General features: G+C 68.8%; 19 protein-coding genes. 12 read left to right on the top strand and 7 right to left on the bottom strand.

What is annotated here, in order from left to right; genetic code table 11:
* Window positions 1-25: 25 nt before the first annotated feature.
* From ACGFZQ_RS41015 to ACGFZQ_RS40990, 6 genes are all read right to left on the bottom strand, one after another.
* On the bottom strand, window positions 26-748 hold the full coding sequence (locus ACGFZQ_RS41015) for a cation transporter (RefSeq protein ID WP_393844698.1): 723 nt from the start codon (window positions 746-748) through the stop codon (window positions 26-28).
* On the bottom strand, window positions 739-1074 hold the full coding sequence (locus tag ACGFZQ_RS41010) for a metalloregulator ArsR/SmtB family transcription factor (RefSeq protein ID WP_362503105.1): 336 nt from the start codon (window positions 1072-1074) through the stop codon (window positions 739-741). Before ACGFZQ_RS41010 ends, ACGFZQ_RS41015 begins: the two co-directional genes overlap by 10 nt.
* Window positions 1075-1193: 119 nt before the next feature.
* Complete coding sequence (locus ACGFZQ_RS41005) at window positions 1194-2252, bottom strand: tyrosine-type recombinase/integrase (RefSeq protein WP_393844697.1); 1059 nt, start codon at window positions 2250-2252, stop codon at window positions 1194-1196.
* Window positions 2197-2952 (bottom strand): tyrosine recombinase XerC, encoded by a 756-nt coding sequence (gene xerC, locus ACGFZQ_RS41000; protein ID WP_393844696.1) that lies wholly within the window; start codon window positions 2950-2952, stop codon window positions 2197-2199. Before xerC ends, ACGFZQ_RS41005 begins: the two co-directional genes overlap by 56 nt.
* 11 nt (window positions 2953-2963) lie before the next feature.
* A complete protein-coding gene (locus ACGFZQ_RS40995; RefSeq protein WP_393844695.1) occupies window positions 2964-3263 on the bottom strand; it encodes a helix-turn-helix domain-containing protein in 300 nt (99 codons plus the stop codon).
* A gap of 151 nt (window positions 3264-3414) precedes the next feature.
* Window positions 3415-3978 carry a helix-turn-helix domain-containing protein gene (locus ACGFZQ_RS40990; RefSeq protein ID WP_393844694.1) on the bottom strand — a complete coding sequence of 188 codons (564 nt, stop codon included), beginning with the start codon at window positions 3976-3978 and terminating at the stop codon, window positions 3415-3417.
* A gap of 290 nt (window positions 3979-4268) precedes the next feature.
* On the opposite strand from ACGFZQ_RS40990, the gene ACGFZQ_RS40985 reads away from it, so the two are divergent.
* The 5 genes from ACGFZQ_RS40985 (at window position 4269) to ACGFZQ_RS40965 (ending at window position 11453) form a co-directional block, all read left to right on the top strand.
* Complete coding sequence (locus ACGFZQ_RS40985; protein WP_393844693.1) at window positions 4269-5783, top strand: DnaB-like helicase N-terminal domain-containing protein; 1515 nt, start codon at window positions 4269-4271, stop codon at window positions 5781-5783.
* Window positions 5784-6077: 294 nt separating this feature from the next.
* Complete coding sequence (locus tag ACGFZQ_RS40980) at window positions 6078-7367, top strand: hypothetical protein (RefSeq protein WP_393844777.1); 1290 nt, start codon at window positions 6078-6080, stop codon at window positions 7365-7367.
* A 313-nt stretch (window positions 7368-7680) separates the two neighbouring features.
* The gene (locus ACGFZQ_RS40975; RefSeq protein WP_393844692.1) at window positions 7681-8022 is read left to right on the top strand and encodes a plasmid mobilization relaxosome protein MobC; all 342 of its coding nucleotides are present in this window, start codon (window positions 7681-7683) and stop codon (window positions 8020-8022) included.
* Entirely contained in the window at window positions 8019-9746 is a 1728-nt protein-coding gene (locus tag ACGFZQ_RS40970; RefSeq protein ID WP_393844691.1) for a relaxase/mobilization nuclease domain-containing protein, read from the top strand. The genes ACGFZQ_RS40975 and ACGFZQ_RS40970 overlap by 4 nt, the downstream gene beginning before the upstream one ends.
* Before the next feature lie 657 nt (window positions 9747-10403).
* Window positions 10404-11453, top strand: coding sequence for a hypothetical protein (locus ACGFZQ_RS40965; RefSeq protein WP_390002882.1), 1050 nt, complete (start codon window positions 10404-10406; stop codon window positions 11451-11453).
* Window positions 11454-11514: 61 nt separating this feature from the next.
* Here ACGFZQ_RS40965 and ACGFZQ_RS40960 read toward each other — a convergent pair whose 3' ends face one another.
* Window positions 11515-12201 (bottom strand): DUF317 domain-containing protein, encoded by a 687-nt coding sequence (locus tag ACGFZQ_RS40960; RefSeq protein ID WP_393844690.1) that lies wholly within the window; start codon window positions 12199-12201, stop codon window positions 11515-11517.
* A 495-nt stretch (window positions 12202-12696) separates the two neighbouring features.
* Between ACGFZQ_RS40960 and ACGFZQ_RS40955 the strand changes: the two genes are divergently transcribed.
* The 7 genes from ACGFZQ_RS40955 to ACGFZQ_RS40925 all read left to right on the top strand — a co-directional run bounded on the left by ACGFZQ_RS40955 (window position 12697) and on the right by ACGFZQ_RS40925 (window position 17590).
* On the top strand, window positions 12697-12927 hold the full coding sequence (locus ACGFZQ_RS40955) for a hypothetical protein (RefSeq protein ID WP_067022411.1): 231 nt from the start codon (window positions 12697-12699) through the stop codon (window positions 12925-12927).
* A complete protein-coding gene (locus ACGFZQ_RS40950) occupies window positions 12905-13417 on the top strand; it encodes a DUF6879 family protein (RefSeq protein ID WP_390002886.1) in 513 nt (170 codons plus the stop codon). The genes ACGFZQ_RS40955 and ACGFZQ_RS40950 overlap by 23 nt, the downstream gene beginning before the upstream one ends.
* Window positions 13418-13444: 27 nt before the next feature.
* Window positions 13445-14290, top strand: a complete 846-nt coding sequence (locus ACGFZQ_RS40945) for a helix-turn-helix domain-containing protein (protein WP_393844689.1) — start codon at window positions 13445-13447, stop codon at window positions 14288-14290.
* A gap of 210 nt (window positions 14291-14500) precedes the next feature.
* On the top strand, window positions 14501-14776 hold the full coding sequence (locus ACGFZQ_RS40940; RefSeq protein ID WP_393844688.1) for a hypothetical protein: 276 nt from the start codon (window positions 14501-14503) through the stop codon (window positions 14774-14776).
* Window positions 14773-15315 carry an NUDIX hydrolase gene (locus tag ACGFZQ_RS40935; protein WP_393844687.1) on the top strand — a complete coding sequence of 181 codons (543 nt, stop codon included), beginning with the start codon at window positions 14773-14775 and terminating at the stop codon, window positions 15313-15315. The genes ACGFZQ_RS40940 and ACGFZQ_RS40935 overlap by 4 nt, the downstream gene beginning before the upstream one ends.
* A 386-nt stretch (window positions 15316-15701) precedes the next feature.
* Window positions 15702-16502, top strand: coding sequence for a diaminopimelate epimerase (gene dapF, locus ACGFZQ_RS40930; RefSeq protein WP_390002894.1), 801 nt, complete (start codon window positions 15702-15704; stop codon window positions 16500-16502).
* Window positions 16499-17590 (top strand): ATP-grasp domain-containing protein, encoded by a 1092-nt coding sequence (locus ACGFZQ_RS40925; protein WP_393844686.1) that lies wholly within the window; start codon window positions 16499-16501, stop codon window positions 17588-17590. The genes dapF and ACGFZQ_RS40925 overlap by 4 nt, the downstream gene beginning before the upstream one ends.
* Window position 17591 lies beyond the last annotated feature (1 nt).

The following is a 17591-nucleotide window of genomic DNA, read 5'->3' as shown; positions in this document are numbered from 1 at the left end:
GGGATCTCTGGGTGTCTGCGGGCGGTCAGTTGCAGCAATCGCAGCCTCGGCGGCAGCCGCACGCGCCGCCCGCCTCAGCCTCGATGGTCGGGGCCGCCACCGCGGAGGGCGCGCAGCAGCCGTTGCCCTGCCACGTGTCGCGACCTTCCTTTGTGGCAACGGCGGCGATGACCAGGGCGGCAATGGGATCGGCCCAAGACCAGCCGAGGGTGGCGTTGAGGACCAGGCCGACCAGGAGCACGACCGAGAGGTACGTGCACAGCAGGGTCTGCTTGGAGTCGGCGACCGCGCTGGCGGAGCCGAGTTCACGGCCCGCACGACGTTGGGCGGCTGACAGGAACGGCATGACCGCGAGAGAGAGGGCGGCGAGCACGATGCCGGGGATGGAGCGTTCCGCCTCCCCCGTGCCGGTCAGTGCGCGGATGGCGTCGACAGCGACGTAGGCGGCGAGCGCAAAGAACGACAGCGCGATGATCCGCAGCGTTGTCTTCTCTCGTGCCTCGCGTACGGCGTGCTCACGGGCGGAGAACTGCCAAGCCACCGCAGCGGCAGAGGAAACCTCGATGACCGAGTCCAGGCCGAAGCCGATCAGGGCGGTGGACGAGGCGAGGGTGCCGGCGGTGATGGCGCCGATCGCCTCGATGACGTTGTAGGTGATGGTCGCCGCGACCAGCAGACGTATCCGATGGGCGAGCGCATCTCGGCGGGCCGGGGAGGGGCCGAGGGATATCGCGGTCATCAGCAGCATCCCTTGTCGTCGGCGTCGGCACAGGTGCGGTCGGTTTCCACGGCCACCACGGCGGCGCGCAGGTCGTCCAGCGCGTGACCGAGGCGCTCGTCCGCCAGTTCGTAACGGGTGCGGCGACCGTCGGGCAGCGTGACGACCAGGCCGCAGTCGCGCAGGCAGGCGAGGTGATTGGAGAGCCGGGTGCGCGAGACGCCGAGCGCGTCGGCGAGATCGGCGGGGTAGGCCGGGGCTTCGCGCAGCGCGAGCAGAATGCGGCAGCGGATCGGATCGGCGAGCGCGCGGCCGAAGCGGGCCAGCACCTCGATGTCGGAGGCAACAGTCAGCACAGCACGACAGTACATAGATTCCTGAATTCAGGAAAGCGTGGATCGTCGATTGGTGGATCTGCACCTAGTGACCGGTGGGCTGCACCTGCCCTGGTGCAGCCCACCCGCTTCGGCACCAACTACCGCTCGTCGCTGTCGCCGTACTTCCCCGGATCCTTCGCGCGATCCGCAGCCTGTGCGCAAGCCGCCGCAAAGGCCGCCGTCACGGCTCCTTCGTCCGTGCCGCTCGCCCGAACGTCGATCTCTCCTCCCAGACGGCGAAGGGTGCTCCAGCGCACCACCTGGTCGGTGTAGAGGTCCGTTTCGAACTCCCAGGCGTCCACCGACCAGGGATCCAGACGAGTAGCCGGCTCACGCGCCCCGCCGGGCAGGAAGGCGGCGTGGGCGTGGTGGACTACGCGGCGGTCGGGAAGGCGGTCGCGGACGGTGCTCGGGCCACCAGGCCCTTCCCGCTCCCACTTCCACCGGTCCCACTCCTCAACCTCGGCCGTCTGTCCGGGCCGTTCGGAGCGCCAGCGTTCTACGAGGAAGTCGGCGTGCCCACGATCGCGGAAGGGGATGAGGTACTCGCCGATGCGCGCGACGTACACCAACACCCCGGCGAGGGCCTGGAACGCGCCGGTGGCCTCCGCACCTCCGTCAGCGGTCATAGGCCACAGCAGTCCGCCGACCTTGGCGGCCGTGTCCCTCAGAACGCGGCCGGTCAGGTGCTGGTAACGGCGGCGCATCCGGGCGGAGTTGCCGGGCTCCCAGCCCATGATCCGGTCGACCACGGCATCGGGGACGCCGAGGATGAGCAGCACGGTCGCCGCAGTGTGGCGAGCGTCGTGGAGGCGGCCGTCGCGGACGCCTGCAGCCTTCAGCAGGTCCTTCCACCGGTGGTAATCGGTGTTGGGGTTGAGCGGCTCGCCGGTCGGCGAGGTGAACACGTACCCCTTCTCCACCCACAGGTCACGGGCGAGGGCTCGCTCCCGAGCCTGCTCCTCCTTGTGCTGCCGGAGCAGCTTCAGTAGTTCCTCGGGAACACCGATCGGACGCTTGCCCGCCTTGGACTTCGTTCCCTTGGTCTCCTTACGGATGTTGACCTTCTGCGGGCAGTACCCGGGCTTACGGCCGCAGCGATCACCGCAGCCGTGCTTGTAACGAGGCCGCAGACGGCTCTGCCGGACACGGATCACATCGGCATCGAAATGGACGTCCTCCCACGTCAGGCCGAAGGACCTCGCCCTGACGCAGGCCGAGCGCCAGGGCGATGACCCACCGGGCGGTGTTGCGGTGCTTCCTGGCTTCCAGCAGGAGGCGCTGGACCTCCTCGATCGTGTAGGGCTCGACCTCCTCTTCCTCCAGCTTCGGCGCCTTGGCGATCGAGGCGGGGTTGAGGGTGATGTGCCGCCGCCGTACAGCCTCGTTGAGGGAGGTGTTCAGGGTGCGGTGGGCCTGGTGCGCGGTGCCGGCGGCGCTGCCGGCCTCCTGCATCGTCTTGTAGAGCCGCTCGATGTGCTCGGGCTCGAGCTTCTCCAGACGATGGGCGCCCAGGCCGGGGATGAGGTGGCGGTAGACGGCGACTCGGTAGCCGTCGATCGTGTACTCGCCGACGCTCGGCGCGGCGATGTTCTCCACCCAGTGCGTGAGCCAGGTCTGCACCGTCCAGTGCTGTCCGGCCTTACGGACGCTGCCGGCGTCGCGCTGGCGTTCCAGCTCGCGTACGACCTTGGTGATCTCGGCGCGCGTCTTGCGGCTGGCGTGGCGGCGGTCCGGGCTGCCGTCGTCCTTGACGCCGACGGTGACGCGGCCGTGCCAACGGCCGTCCTTGCCGAGGTAGATGGTGGAGGCGCCGTTGGGCTGCCGGGACGTGCGGGGCTTCTTCGGCTGTGTCATGCGCGCCCCGCTCAGGCTGCGGCGCCGAAGTCCGTGGTCCGATAGCGGCGGGCTAGGAATTCTCCGACCGCCTCGGCGGGTATGCGGCGCAGGCTGCCGATCTTGACGGAGCGGATCTCGCCGGACGAGACGTACTCGTACATCTTCGTCCGACCGATGCCGAGGCGGCGGGCGGCCTCCTCGACGGTGAGCCCGACGAGGGTGGGGTCGCCGGGTACGTCGTCCCGCTCGGGCATCAGGGCACGCAGGGCACCCTCGGGGATGCCGAGCAACTGAGCGATCTGGGTTACGGGCAGGGGGAACTCGGGCAAGAGGGCTCCTCACCCGGTCACGTACGGAGCGCCAACTCCGGTCGGACCGGTCGTGATGGTGTGGGTGGTTGGGCGGTTGCGCAGACGCGCGAAGGTGCCGCGGTGGTGGGCCCTGGGTGTTCGCAGCACCGAGGGCCTGGCGGCGGGTGGGTTACTCGTCGACGTCAGCGTCGGCGGGGGCCTGCGGGTTGAAGGCGTCGCCGAGCCAGCGGATCAACCGGGAGCGGGCTCCCTTGTGGCGGTGGAAGTCGCCGTTGGAGGCAGCGTCCAGTTCGTGGGCGAGCAGATTGCGGACCATGGTGTCCTGGTCCGGGTTGGCCTTGGTGTACTCCCGGAGCTGGTCCTGGATCGCGTCCATGGACTTTCCGAGGGAACGCCATTCCTTCCACAGCTCGACGTACTCGCCGACCAGCCGACGGATGATCGGGTTGGCCATCTGCCCTGGCGGACTGGCCAGTTCGTCGAGGGTCATGTCGAAGACCTTGCAGAAGCCGAGCGCCTCGTCGGTGTTGACGCGTCGGCGCGGCTTGCCGCTCTCGATGCGCCAGATCGCGGACTGGCCGATGGGGTGGCCCGCCTCGGCCATCTTCTCGGCCAGGGTGACCGAGCTCCAGCCGCGCGCCTCGCGCTCCAGCTTCACGCGCTCGGCGATGTTGTCCTCGACCGGCGGCCGCGCGTTCGTGGCACTCGCGTCGTCGCCCTTGCCGCTGGTCATCTTCACCTCCTCGTCGTACGGGCCTGCCGTACAGCTGCGGCCTAGGGTGAACCAGTTAACATCATTTGGAAGCCGAATGCAACTAGACGTCTCCCGAATGCTCAGGGTAGACTTATGGCGTCCGGCGGTGAACGCGGCTGGACAAGCAGAAACCCCCGGTGCTGGAACACCGGGGGCGAAGCGGAAACCCTCACAACCGCCCAACCATGACGATCTGGACCGGTGGCCGGAGTTGGCGCTCCATGTGGCCTGCCGGGAGAGGAGTCCTATTGACCCAGAGTACGGGTCACATGCACGAGATGCCATCCCACTTCGGATACGGCCCCACGCCGTCTCCGGACGAGTCTGCGCAGGCTCCTTTCAACCTGGAGGCCGAGAGCGCGGTGCTCGGCGCCTGCATGCACGACAGCGACGTCATCGACACGGTCCGGCCCATCCTGGGCGACGACGCCTTCTATCGCCCCGCGCACGAGACTGTCTGGCGTGCGCTGCTCGCCCTGCATCGCGAGGGCAGGCCGACTGACCCGATCGTCCTCAGCGAGCTGCTCCAGGAGCAGGGGGATCTGAAGCGTGTCGGTGGAGCCGTCTACCTGCACCAGCTCGCCGGTGCGCTCTACGACGCCGGCAGCGCGGAGCACCACGCGGAGATCATCCGCAAGAAGGCCAACCTGCGTCGCCTGCTCGCCTCCGCCGTACGGACCGTCCAGCGCGCCCAGGAGCCGGGCGCCGACCCCGACGAGATCCGCAGCGAGATCGAAGCGGAGGTGCGCGCCGAACGCGAGCGCGCGCTCGCCTCGGGCCACGGCCGCCTGTCCCGCTTCGCCAAAGACGGATGGACCTTCGTCAAGGAGACCGGCGCGCACGCCGAACCTCTGTGGGGAACGCGCGACAAGACGGTCTGGGCACCGGGTGAGAGCCTGATGATCGTCGGCGCACCCGGGGTCGGCAAGACCACGCTGGCCCATCAGGTGGTCTTCGCCCGCCTCGGCCTGTCGGAGACGGTCCTGGAGATGCCGGTCGCCCCCAGTAGGCGGGTGCTCTACCTGGCCATGGACCGTCCCAAGCAGATCGCCAAGGCCATGGCCCGCCGGGTCTTCGACGCCGACGAGAAGATTCTGCGCGAGCGGCTCGTGGTCTGGGAGGGCCCGCTGCCGGCCACCCTCGACAAGGAGCCCGACCTCCTCGCCGACCTCGCCGCCGCCCACCGGGCCGACACCATCGTGATCGACAGCCTCAAGGACGCCGTGAGCACGATGGTCGACGACGGCCTCGCGGTCGCCTTCCACAACGCCCGCAATCGCGCCCTGCGAGGCGGCGTGGAGATCATGGAGCTGCACCACCAGCGCAAGGCCACCGCCGACGCCCCGCGCGGTCAACGCCCCAGCCTGGACCAGGTCTACGGCTCCACCTGGTACGTCTCCGGCGCAGGCAGCGTCCTGTTCGTCACCGGCAAGGCCGGCGACCCTGCCGTCACCCTGCACCACCTCAAGACCCCCACCGGGGAGGTCGGCCCGCTTGACGTCACCCACGACCACGTGCGCGGCACCACCACGGTCGACCCCACCAAGGACCCCGCCGTCCTGATCCGCAACGCCCCGAACGGGATGACCGCCCGAGACCTGGCAGTCGCCCTGCTCGGCGGGGGCGACCCCGACCGCGCCGACGTGGAGAAGGCGCGACGCCACCTGACCCGCCTCGTCGACAGCGGCCTGGCAACCAAGGCCGACGGGATCGCCGGAGGAGCCGGAGGCGGGCAGCAGACCCGCTACTACGCCTCCTCGCGCCACCTCACCGCCGTCGGCTGAGGCCCACAGGCCCTCGCAAAGCGATCACGCGACCGTGCACGCGGCCCACTCGCTCAGATGTCTCCGTGAAGCGCTCACAGCGCGCACGCTCATCGCGAAACCGCAGGTCAAGCGATCACGCGAGCGTCCACGCCGTACACGCGCCCAAGCGATCACGCGCGGGGCCCCCTTTAGAAGGGGCCCCGCGTGTACGCCCCCTCCGTGAACACCCCTCACTCCATCGCCTTCCTCCCCTTGGAGACCGTCTGTATGACCCTCGGCAACACCGCACACGTAAGCGCCGACAGCGGCACCATGTCGCTCCTGCCTCACTGGACCACCTCGTCGGCGGCCGGCGCAGTCCTGCCCCTCGTCGTGGCCCTGCTCGCTGGATGGCTGCTGCGCCGACGCAACCGGACGCCCGGTGTCGGGGAGCGCCGTGCCACCGCTGCCATCCCGGTCGCCGCCGTCGCCGCGATCGGCTGCACCGCCTACAGCGCGGACACCAGCTGGCGGTTCGCCGCCGACTACCTCGACATGGGCAGCGCAATCGAGCGCGCCGCGATGTTCGCCGCCGCCGAGCTCGCCCTGTTCGCCACCGCGCTGATGGCCCGGCAGAACCTCAACGGCCCGAAGCAGGCGCCCGGCCTGCCCGGCACCCTCACCTGGGTGATCACCGCCGTGCAGATCGTGCCCGCCTACGCCGAGTCCGGCCCGGTGGGCGGCACCGTGCGGGCCTTCGTCGGCCCGGTCCTGGCGGCGATGCTGTGGCACCTGGCCATGGGCATCGAACTGCGCAACCGCAGCCCGCACGCCGACTCCCACAGCCTGACCGCCGTCCTCGCCCGGCAGATGCGGGAACGGCTGCTGGCCCGCCTGGGGATCGCCGACCGGGACGCGGACGCCACCCGGATCATCCGCGAGCGCGCCCTCGACCGGGCCGTCACCCTGGTCCTCCGGGCAGAGGCCATGACGCCCGAACGGCGTGCCAAGGGGCGAGGCCGGCGCCTCACTCGCCGCCTGCACCAGGCACTGGAGCAGGCCGACGTCGACCGCGACAAGCGCCAGGACGAGCTGCTGCTGCGCAAGCTCGCCACCCGGCAACAGGCCCTCGTTTTGGCCTCCATTCCCCTGCCCCGGCGCTGGCCCGCCCTTACCGCGGGCACGCCGAGCGGCTCCACGCCTGCCCACCCGCGCGCCACAGCGACGAGGCGGGCAGAGAGTCCGGGCCGCCCGTCCGAGAGCGATGCGGGCGATGACACGGCCCACCGGTCTGCCCGCCCGGAGCCCGAACCCCGCCCGCACCGGCCCGCCCGCACCACCACGAGCCCGGAACCGAATCCGGGCGAGGAACCGCCGGATGCCAATCCGGGCAAGGCCGCACGGGCGAAGGCAAAGAAGCCAGGCCCCAAGCCGCGCGCGACACGAGCCGTCCTCACCGACTACGCCCATCGCATCCACGACGAGACCGGACGCCTCTCCCGCGACCTGCTGGAGGACACCGTTCGCGAGGACGGCTACAGCGTCGCCAGCGACACCGCCGGAGAGGTCGTCCGCACCGTCAAGGCCGAGCTGAAGGCCACTCGCGCCGGCCACCCCCACTGAACCCGCTCCCCCCCCCACAACGCCCAAGGAAGACCGTCGAATGCGCGACTCGCACCACGAACTGCCCGCCAGCCAAAGGGAGATGACCGCCCCAACCACCAGCCCAGCAAGTTGTCCCGGGAGCAATGCTCCCGGGATTCCCGCCCCGGGGGTGGCGGGAACAGCCCGGCGCCAGGGGGCACCGGACCGTCAGGCTGCGACCGAGGGCGGACCGCAGCAGGGAAGGGAACGGCAGGCCGAGTCCCTTGCGAAGAGACGTCAGCGCCCGCGTCAGCCGACATCGCGCAAGCGCCTGCACCAGCCCAGCTGCCGCATGAACGACGCCGAGTTCAAGCGCTTCACTGACGCCGCCGCCCACTGCCAGATGTCCAACGCCGCTTTCCTCGCCTACTCCGTCGACAAAGCCGCCCGCGACCTGACCCGCACCGCCGCCGAGATCGCCACCGAACGAGAGGTCATCGACGAGCTGTTCGCCGCCCGCCGGCACCTGGGCCGCATCCACGGCCTGTTCAACCAGGTCGCCAAGGCCCTCAACTCCGGCGCCGACGCACCCCACCCGGACGCTGCGGCCGAGGCCGTCGGCAGCGCGGCCCGCCGCATGGAGGACGCCGCCGACGCCCTGCTCGCCCACCGCGACGGCGGTGCCCCGGCGTGATCCCCAGCATCCACAAGCGCGGCAGCGAGACCATCGGGCTGATCCGCTACCTGTACGGCCCCGGCACCGAAGAGGAACACATCGATCCCCACCTGGTGGCCGCCTTCGACCCGCTCACCCCCGACCCCGGCCGCGACCCGAAGACCACCTACGAGCAGCTTCAGCGCCTGCTCGACCAGCCCGTCAACGCCCTGCCCGTCGGCAAGCGCCCCGAGAAGCACGTGTGGCATCTGTCGGTGCGGGCTGCCCCGGAGGATCCGATCCTGACCGACGAGGACTGGGCGGCCATCGCCCGCCGCATGGTCGCCGCCACCGGCATCGCCCCCGACGGCGACGAAGCCGCCTGCCGGTGGGCAGCCGTCCGCCATGCCGACGACCACATCCACATCATCGCCACCCTCGTCCGCGACGACGGCCGCCGGCCCCGCCTGCACAACGAGGCCCGCCGCGCCCAGGCCGAAGCCCGCCGCATCGAAGCCGACTACGACCTGCGCCGCGTCCCACCCGGGGACGGCACCGCCGCCAAGCGCCCCACCAGCGCCGAACTCCACAAGGCCGAACGTGAGGGCAGGGAACAACCGGCACGCGAGGAACTGCGGGAGACCGTACGGCGGGCAGTGGCGGGAGCGACGAGCGAGGAGGAGTTCTTCGACCGCCTGGCTGCTGCCGGCCTGCTGATCCGCAAGCGCGTCGCGCCCTCCGGCGACCTGCTCGGCTACAAGGTCGCCCTCCCGGACAACCGCAACGGCGAGAAGGAGCCGGTGTTCTACGCGGGCTCCACCCTCTCCCCCGACCTGTCCCTGCCCCGCGTCCGCAAACGCTTCTCCGGCGACAACGACGCTGCCGACCGAAGCGACAGGGCACCGTCCGACCGAGCCTCCGATCCCGCGCCAAGCGGTCCGGCTACTGCGCGGCGCCGGGCAGCCACGGCGGTATGGCAGGCGGTGCTGGTCGTCGGCGACGGTGAGGACGCGGCGGTGGCCGCGCACATCGCGGCGGCCGGGGAGGTCCTGGATGCGCTCGCCAAAACCTCCGCCGCCCACACCCGCACCGAACTGCGCGAGGCGGCCTTCGTGTTCGAGCGGGCCACCCGCTCCCACATCAAAGCCGAGCGCGGGCACGACCGCGCCCTGCGCCAAGCAGCCCGCGATCTCGTCTACAGCGGGCCGGCGCTCGGCCGCGGGGAAGACGGGGCGACCACGGCGATGGTGATCGACATGGCGTTCTTCCTCGTCACCGCCGCCGCTCACTGGCATGCGAAGAAGGGGCACGCTCAGCAGGCAGCCGCTGCCCGGGAGGCCGCCGAGCACTTGCGCGCCGCCTATCAGGCCGCTGCCAACGTCCCACTGGGCGTGCTGCACCAGCGGGGTCAGCGCCTGTCGCAGTCTCTGCGCCAGAGGCAGACCGTCCACCTGCGTCAGGCGGTGCCGGAGTTGGCGGATCAGGTTCTCACCGAACCGGGCTGGCACGCCCTGGCCGCCACGCTCGCCGACGCCGAGAGCGCCGGCCACGACCCGGCGGCGCTGCTGACCGAGGCTGCCGGGCGGCGGGAGCTGGGCACCGCCGGGTCGATCAGCGACGTGCTCGTGTGGCGGCTGCGACGCATGGCCGACCTGCCCGCCGACGCCACCCCGATGCCCAACCACACCACCGCTGCGGCGAAGGGCGCAACTACTGCCCGGCCCTCGCCCAGCCGACACGACGGGCCTCGCAACGCACGGTAATCCGGGTATACGCCGGTGACCCTCTGCCAAGGCAGAGGGTCACCGGTAAAGCGGGTGGTCAGGAGGCGGGGAAGGCCGTCTGGATCGACATGGACCTCCCTGCTCCGCTGGTCAACGACCCGACGGTGACTGCTTGGAGACCGCTACGCGTGGCCAACGCACGATGTTGTCTACTCCGAAAGCCGGCGCGGCAAGGCAAAGTCGGGCAGCTCGTCGCAGCGGTGTGGAGCCGGTGGACACCGGCTCCATGACCTTGGAGGCAGGGTGCCGTTGGCGCCCGGTTTCACTTTCGCTAACTTGCCGATCACGTGACTATTAAGGGGAAGCGTGATCATCGCATTCTTACGGGGGCTGGTCTCCCTTCCGATCGGGGTCGTCGGTTTATGGATCCCCGTCCTCACGACGCGATATCTGCGTGCCCGGACGGCTTCCATGGCGGCAGACGAGCCCGCACGCGCTGGTACACCGTGGGCCTGGGTCCTGGGGCTCCGAAACGGGCGAGTCCGCGAGGCAAATCGGGTCTACGTACGGAACCTGTGTGCCTACTACGATTGCTCGCACCGGGATCTGTGCCAACACCTTGTGGTCCACATACCGTCCAGCCCGGTTGAACTGCGTCGACGTGCGCTGAACCGTCGAGACTCCTCGGTTGGCCACATGCTCTACGCCGCGCGCCACGCTTGTACGCGTTTTGGCTTCGAGACGGAGGCCGTCGACTGGCAGGCGATAGCTGGCGCGCAGTTACCTCCCCCAGCCCTGCGGAACTACGCCCGCGAAGCGGTGGGTGCCGTCCTGTTCCTGGTCTCGTCTGGGCTGCTGACGTGGTATGTCACCAGTCCTTCGGCTCCGCACTGGCTCAGCTCGTCACCGGCATCCACCACTGCGTCCGACCGGGCGGGGGCTGCTGGCGTTGTTGTCGGCTTCTACGGCATCCTTGCGGTGTGGTGGCTTCGCCGTCGATGGACGGCGCGCTGGCGTGCATTCAGATACTCGGGAGCGGACGCCCCGGTGTTCGTCGGCCTCGGGCTCCTCTTCGCCACATCGGCCTTGGCCGGTGCCGAAGCCGGTCCTGAACGCGCTCGCTTGCTCAGGGACGTGCACCGCATGGGCGCAACACTTGCCAAGGCGGTCGTTGTGACCGGCCGTTGTGCGGCGGGCATGGCGCCCCACAGCCGGCACGTGAACGCGACGATGCATACCGACACCGGGTCGTTTGCCCTCGGATTCGCGACCAACCGAGGTCTCGACCGCGCCACGCGTGTCCGTCTGCGGGGCGCGATGGAACCGCACACGCGTCGAGTGGCCGATGCGTTGTTCGGCTTGGTGGAACAACTCACCACGGGCAAGCCCGATGCACCGAAGGACTTGGCCGCCGCCGCGCTGCACATCGTGCAGGCATGCGCTCATGGTCGCTACCTGGCGCTGCTACCCGAGGAGCAGCTCGGTGAGGACCCCGGGCGCGACCGCGTCGACGGCCGTCGTCTTGCCTTGGTCGTCCTTGGCAGCCTCGCCGTCGCAGCAGCAGTCAGTGCAGTCACAGTGCGCCTCATCGGCTCGTTCTTGCCTGCGTGGTTCGGATTCGCCGTCTTCGCTGCTGTGTTTGCCGCGGCCCTGTTGTTCACTTACGGGCAGAACGGGGCTGCCGCCCGCGTCGCTCTCGTCCGCGACACTCTTGCTGTGCTTCCCGGCGGGGGCGGGGCGCCGTAGTCGCGGACTGTCTTGGCCATCACAAGGGCACAAGTTCAGGGGTCCGTTAGGGCGTGGATCGTCAACTACGGCGGACGACTGTGAGCCGCCCCTCGGCGCTCTTGGGCACGATTCGGCGGGGCACCGGGACCCGTGAGGCAAGCGATGACGTGAACGCGGCCACCAGGCCGTTCGGAACGCTGGCGCTGAAGCTGGCACACCACAGGTACGGGGCGCCGAGCACGGGTTCCGCCCACGCCTGCCAGCCCACCAAGTCAGGGCGCGGGTCGGCGTCCTGGATGAGCGGTGGCATCAGCTCCAGGGAGACGCAGCCGGAGAGACCGGGGTCCGTGGCGGTGGTGTGGGGGCGATCCACGTCGCGGAGCCAGCCTTGGGCACTGAGCGCGTTGAGCACCGTCTCGGCCCCGCCGAAGTCGGTATCGGGTGCCTCACGGGCGTCGATCGCCGCGAGGAGATCGGCGAGCGCCTCGTACGGGACGCCAGTGGTGAAGTACGCGTTCCACTCCGTCATCGCCGAGGTGGCGTGCGGACGGGCGCTCAACTGCCAGGCAACAGGCAGTCCGCCCAGCTCGAACGGGTAGGCCGCGAGGATCCACTCGGCACCGCACAGGTCGTCCGGGCTCACATACAGCAGGGTGTGGCGGGAAGTGGGCCACATGCGCCAGCCAAGGCCGGCCAAGGTGTCGCCGATCCGCTCGGCGAGCGCATCGTCGTCACCGGACAAGTGGCGCGGCGTGACCCAGTACACCGGGTCCGGCGAATCGGGACGGGAAGGATCGCTGGGATGGTGGGGGTACAGGGGCGCCTCCGTGCACTCGGGAGAGGTTACTGACCGTCGTTGACCTGGTGTTTCGGAAGGTCGTCCACGTTGACATGCCAACCCGCAAAGCACCAATAGTTTCGGGATCTTCCCTGTCTGCCTCCGGCAAACTGGTGAATCGCCTAAGTGATCCGCACGCATGCGTCCGTGTGTCGACCAGAGAGTCCTCACTCGACGGGCGATTTCAGCCGTTTCCCAGCCTGGGACGGCACCTCTTCTCCCGGACTCAAGGAAGGACGGACAGCAATCGAATCCGGCCATCCCTGGGGGTGCTGCGGCCGGTCCGCTCTTCATCGCTCTGACCCCGGCCGCGTAAGGTCAACTTCCGTGCGCCTGGCAAGTTTCGGCAAGTTCCTCGCTCCAAGGCCCAGCCACGGGCAAGCTCTGGCACAGAGATCGTTACCGGCATCCGAGGAGGACATCATGGCCCTGCGTAAGCTCGGTAAGGACCCGGAGAGTCCCAGTGGCGGCTCCCCCACCATCTACCTCGACGAGGAGAAGGACAGCTACCTCGTGCAGGGGTTGAAGGTGGAGGACATCGAGCGCCTCGGGCAGATGGACATCCCCGGCCATGAGTCGGTGGTGGAGATCCCCCGGCGCATGGTGCAGTTCTTCCTGGAGGTGAAGAAGGTTGACGAGGACCCCGACGTTTGAGGAACTGTTCCGCGACTGCCAGAGGACGGCCGTCCATCTGGAGATGCGCGACGCCTACATGAAGTCGGACCGGGCCTTCATCGACTGGAAGGCCGGCATGACACTCGACCCGGCCGAGCGCTGGGGGGACTGGCACAGCATCGTCACGGAGGCGACCTCCCGAGGCGTCGAGGTCCGCCGGGCCCGAGTCGTCTCGACTCCCGTCAGCGAGTACATCCGCTTCGAGTACGACGTGACGGATGGACTGAACATCGCCGCCGGCGAAGACGTGCGCTGGCTCTCCCGGCGAAATGCAACGGGCCTCGCACTTCCGGGCAACGACTTCTGGCTCTTCGACTCCAGTCTCGTTCTCGTCAACCACTTCGACGGCGAAGGCGAAAACATGGAGGTGGAACTCACGGACGGCCCCGAGGTGGCAAAGCTCTGCGAGTCGGCCTTCGAGGCCGTATGGGCGCGGGCAACACCGCACGCAGAGTTCCAGCCGGCCTGACAGCCCGAACAGCAACGTCGCAGCGACATGACATCGCCATCTTCGAGCGTTCTGGAAGCCCGCAGGGCCCTTGGGAAACGCCTGAGCGAAATCCGGCTCGAAGCCGGGCTCACCAAGCGAGCGTTGGCCAGCAGCCTCGGCTGGCACGAGTCGAAGTGCTCGCGCTTCGAGAGCGGCACGCGTCCGCCCTCGGAGCGCGACCTTCGTGCGTGGGCCGCTGCTTGCGGCGCACAGAGCGCGGCCGAGGATCTCGTCTCGACAGCCCGCGGCATCGAGGGCATGTACGTCGAGTGGCGCCGGATGGAGCGCACCGGCCTGAAGCAGGCCCAGGAGTCAGTCCTCCCCTTGTGGGAACGCACCCAGCGCTTCCGTATCTACTCGCCGTGGCTCATTCCCGGCCCGGTGCAGACGGCCTCGTACATCACCGCACTGCTCACCTCTATTCGCGACCGCCGCGGCCTCATTGATGACGTGCCGGCGGCCGTCAAGGTGCGTGTGGAGAAGCAGCGAATCGTGTACGGCAATCACACCTTCGCGATCCTCCTTGAAGAGGGAGCACTCCGGAAGCGCATAGGCGGGACGGATGTAATGGCCGGCCAACTCGGCTATCTGCTCAGCGTTATGGCGCTGCCTTCGGTGAGTATCGGCATCATTCCTGAGGACGCCGACCGTTCCAGCCTCTGGCCCGTCGAGGGCTTCTTCCTGTACGACGACCACACCGTCCACGTCGAACTCGTTTCGGCCCACCTCGCCGTCACGCAGAAGCACGAACTTGCCATGTATGCCCAGACGTTCACGGATCTGGCCGAACTTGCCGTCTACGGCCCGGCGGCGCGCGAACTCATCACGGCAGCCATCGAATCCGTGGGGTGAATGCCGGGCAAGTTCCGGCACACTCGTAGAGCCCCTCCTGTCGCCCTTCTTAGCGTTACTGGCACGGCCGGAAACGCGTACTGAAGGGGCGAGACGGTGATCACTGTGGCAAGTAGTGGCAAGGCATCGAGAGCAACCGACAGCGCGGGTACCGAAGTTCTCCCAGTCGCCATCGAGACCATTTCGGAGAGCACCGAGGCAGCCCTCTCCATGCAGATGGCCACCTCCACCCGCAAGGACATGAACACATCCCTGCCGGAGATCATCGGACACCTCAACCTTCTACTCGGTGAGGATCTGGGGGCAGACGAGGACCAGGACGTGCGGGACCTGCTCCGCAAGGGATACCGACTCCTCGACCTGCAGAACCGGCCGACCGCGGAGACCCCGTCGTTCGGCGTCTTCATCTACCTCCGGGATGCCGCCGACGTCACGCGAAGGCTCCTGTGGATCTACACACAGCGCCACGGGCTCGGTGCCCCGTGAGTATCCGGGAGGACCAGATCGTCCGGGAGCTGTCCCACTACATCTACGAGCACCCTGACGAGCAGATGGCGCTGATGCCGGTGTACGACGCCGCCCGCGACCACGCACGGCGCGGAACCTGCACCCACAGCCGGCGCTGCCCCCTCGTGACGACGGGCGCGGTCGTCGTCGACGAACACAATCGCGTCCTGTCCCTGCGGCATGGAGGAGCCTTCGCCCTAGCCGAAGCAGAGCCGGAGGAACAGGACAACTCGCTCGGAGGTTCAGCCCTACGTCTACTGGCCGAGGCGGTCGGCATCCGGGACGTGTGGACGGAACCCGACAGCGATGGCCCCTTCCTGATCGACGTGACCAGAGCGGGGCACCACAGGTACGGCCCCCGCCTCCGGATCGGCTTCAGATACCTCTTCCGGGCCCACTCCGGCGCCATCGCTCCGATGGTGATCGAAGCCGGCGCAGCGGCCTGGATGCCCCTCGGGGAGATCGGTATCCCATCAGTCCGCGACCGCCTTCACGACCACCTGGTCGGCGCCCCGTGAGCCCCCGGAAGCAACAAGTCTGCTACGTGGCAAGCCTCTTGGCACTCGGCGGCTCGATCCTCCTTGCCATCTGGAGAGGCTGAATGTACAAGCACCGCACCACCGAACCGGCCTCCGTGCCTCCTCCCCTCGGCACCATCCCCGGTTACAGGCAACCAAGCGATGTCCACATAGGCGATTTCGTTTTCCTCGACGGGTCGTACCTGCGGGTCCGCGACATGAGGTCCGCAGGCACCGCGGGGCGCCGGGTCCTGATCTTCGACGGGCACTCCCCGTGGGTCATGAGGGAGTCGGCCACCACGTATCGGCCCGTCGAACTCCTCTGACCCGAAGCCCCATTCAGCCATCACGAGAACTGTCACCTCACGCCAGCGAGGAGCTTCGCCATGCGCTTCCGCAAGATCCACGGAGCGGGGAACGACTTCGTCCTGTTATCCGACCCCGCGCCGGACGGCGAGAAAAACTGGCCAAAGGAGGCCGAGCGCCTCTGCGCCAGACGAACCGGCGTAGGCGCGGACGGCCTCGTCATCAGCAGCCTGATCAGCATCAGCCCGGTCGTCCTCGAAGTCGGCTGCTTCAACGCTGACGGCTCGATCGCGACGATGTGCGGTAACGCTCTGCGGTGTACTGCCTGGGCCGCCCACCACGACCACGGCTTCCGCGAGATGAGCCTCCGCATGGCGGGGGTGATGCACGAGGCGATCGTGAGCGATGACTCCGTGTGGGTCACCGCCGAGGTCGGCGCGGTCCACCCCCGACGCGTTCAGACCATCATCAACGGCAAGCCCACTTGGTTCGACAGCGCCCACACCGGCACCGAACACGTCGTCGCCATCGTGGACGACGTGGACGCCATCGACGCGGTACTCGTCGGACGCCTCATCCGCCACCACGCCGACCTTGCCCCGCTGGGGACGAACGTCAACTTCGTAGAGGCCGCCGGCAGGCAAGCGCTGAAGATCCGCACCTACGAGCGCGGCGTCGAGGCGGAAACTCTGTCATGCGGGAGCGGAGCCGTCGCGGCCGTAGTCATCGCCACCCTGCGCGGACTCGTATCGCCGCGTGCCGTCACCGTCCACAACCGCGCCGGGGAGCCGCTCACGGTCCGGCCACATCCCGACCGGCCGAAGTGGACCCACTGGGTCGGCGGACCGGTCACCAACACCTTCGAAGGGGTCCTCGCATGACTCAGTTCCTCGGCTCCAGCTCTGGCCTCGCGGTACAGGAAGCCGCCCAGGACCTTCGCGCCTGGCAGCGCGACCACGAGGGCCTCGGTGTCGCCCTCGTCTACGGGCCGGTGTCAGCAGAGGACCGGCTCTACCATTCGAAGTGCCCCGTGGATCAGCGTTCCGTGACTGCCCTGTCCGAGGCTCTCGACGACATCGGTGCCCGCTGGAAAGTGCTGAACCCCTGCGAGCCGGACTTCATCACGGAGTTGGCCGGGTACGACGTGGCCCTCTCGAACCTTCACGGCCCGTACGGGGAAGACGGGAGGCTGCAGGGCCTGCTCGACTACCTGCGCGTGCCGTACTGCGGCAGCGGAGTCGCAGCGTCCGCGGTGGCCGCCGACAAGATCCTGTGCAAACGCGTGATGCTGAGCCTCGGCATCCCCACGCCGGGATGGTGGGTGTGGTCCGGCGGCCCGATGCACTGGAACGGGCAGGCAGCGATGGTCAAACCGCCCTTCGGCGGCTCCAGCGTGGGCATGAGCCTGGTACGCGAACAGGCGGACCTTCCCAGGGCGCTGGCGGACGCTGCCGGCGAGGAAGGCGACGCCGTACTGGTCGAGGACTACCTGACCGGCGTACCACTAACCGTGGGACTCCTGGAACTACCCGGAGGCGCGGTCGTCGTACTTCCCCCGCTGGCCACCGAAGCCACCGAGGCGGAGTTCTACGACGCCGACACGAAGCTCGACGTGGAGTCGAGGGGCGCCGTAGCCGTACGGGCAGCCGAGCTGTCACCCGAGGTGCTGGCCAAGGTCACCGAGCACGCCACGACGCTGTGGGACGGGCTCGGGCTGCGTGGATCGGCGCGCGTCGACTTCATCCTCACCCAGGACGACCAGCCATACGTGCTGGAGGTCAACAGCACGCCGGGCATGTCCCGTGACAGCAACTTCGTGGTGGGAGCCGCGATGGTCGGACTCACGCACACAGATGTCGTAGTGGCGATGTTGCACGAGGCGTTGACCCGACCGCCATACGATGTTCCTCTGCCCACTCCCGCGTTCTCCAGCACCACACTGACTCGGGAGGCTGCCGTCTCACCGTAGG

Origin of the sequence: Streptomyces sp. NPDC048254 (assembly GCF_043201895.1) — a bacterium.
Classification (GTDB): domain Bacteria; phylum Actinomycetota; class Actinomycetes; order Streptomycetales; family Streptomycetaceae; genus Streptomyces.
This window is presented reverse-complemented; position numbering and strand designations above follow the sequence as displayed.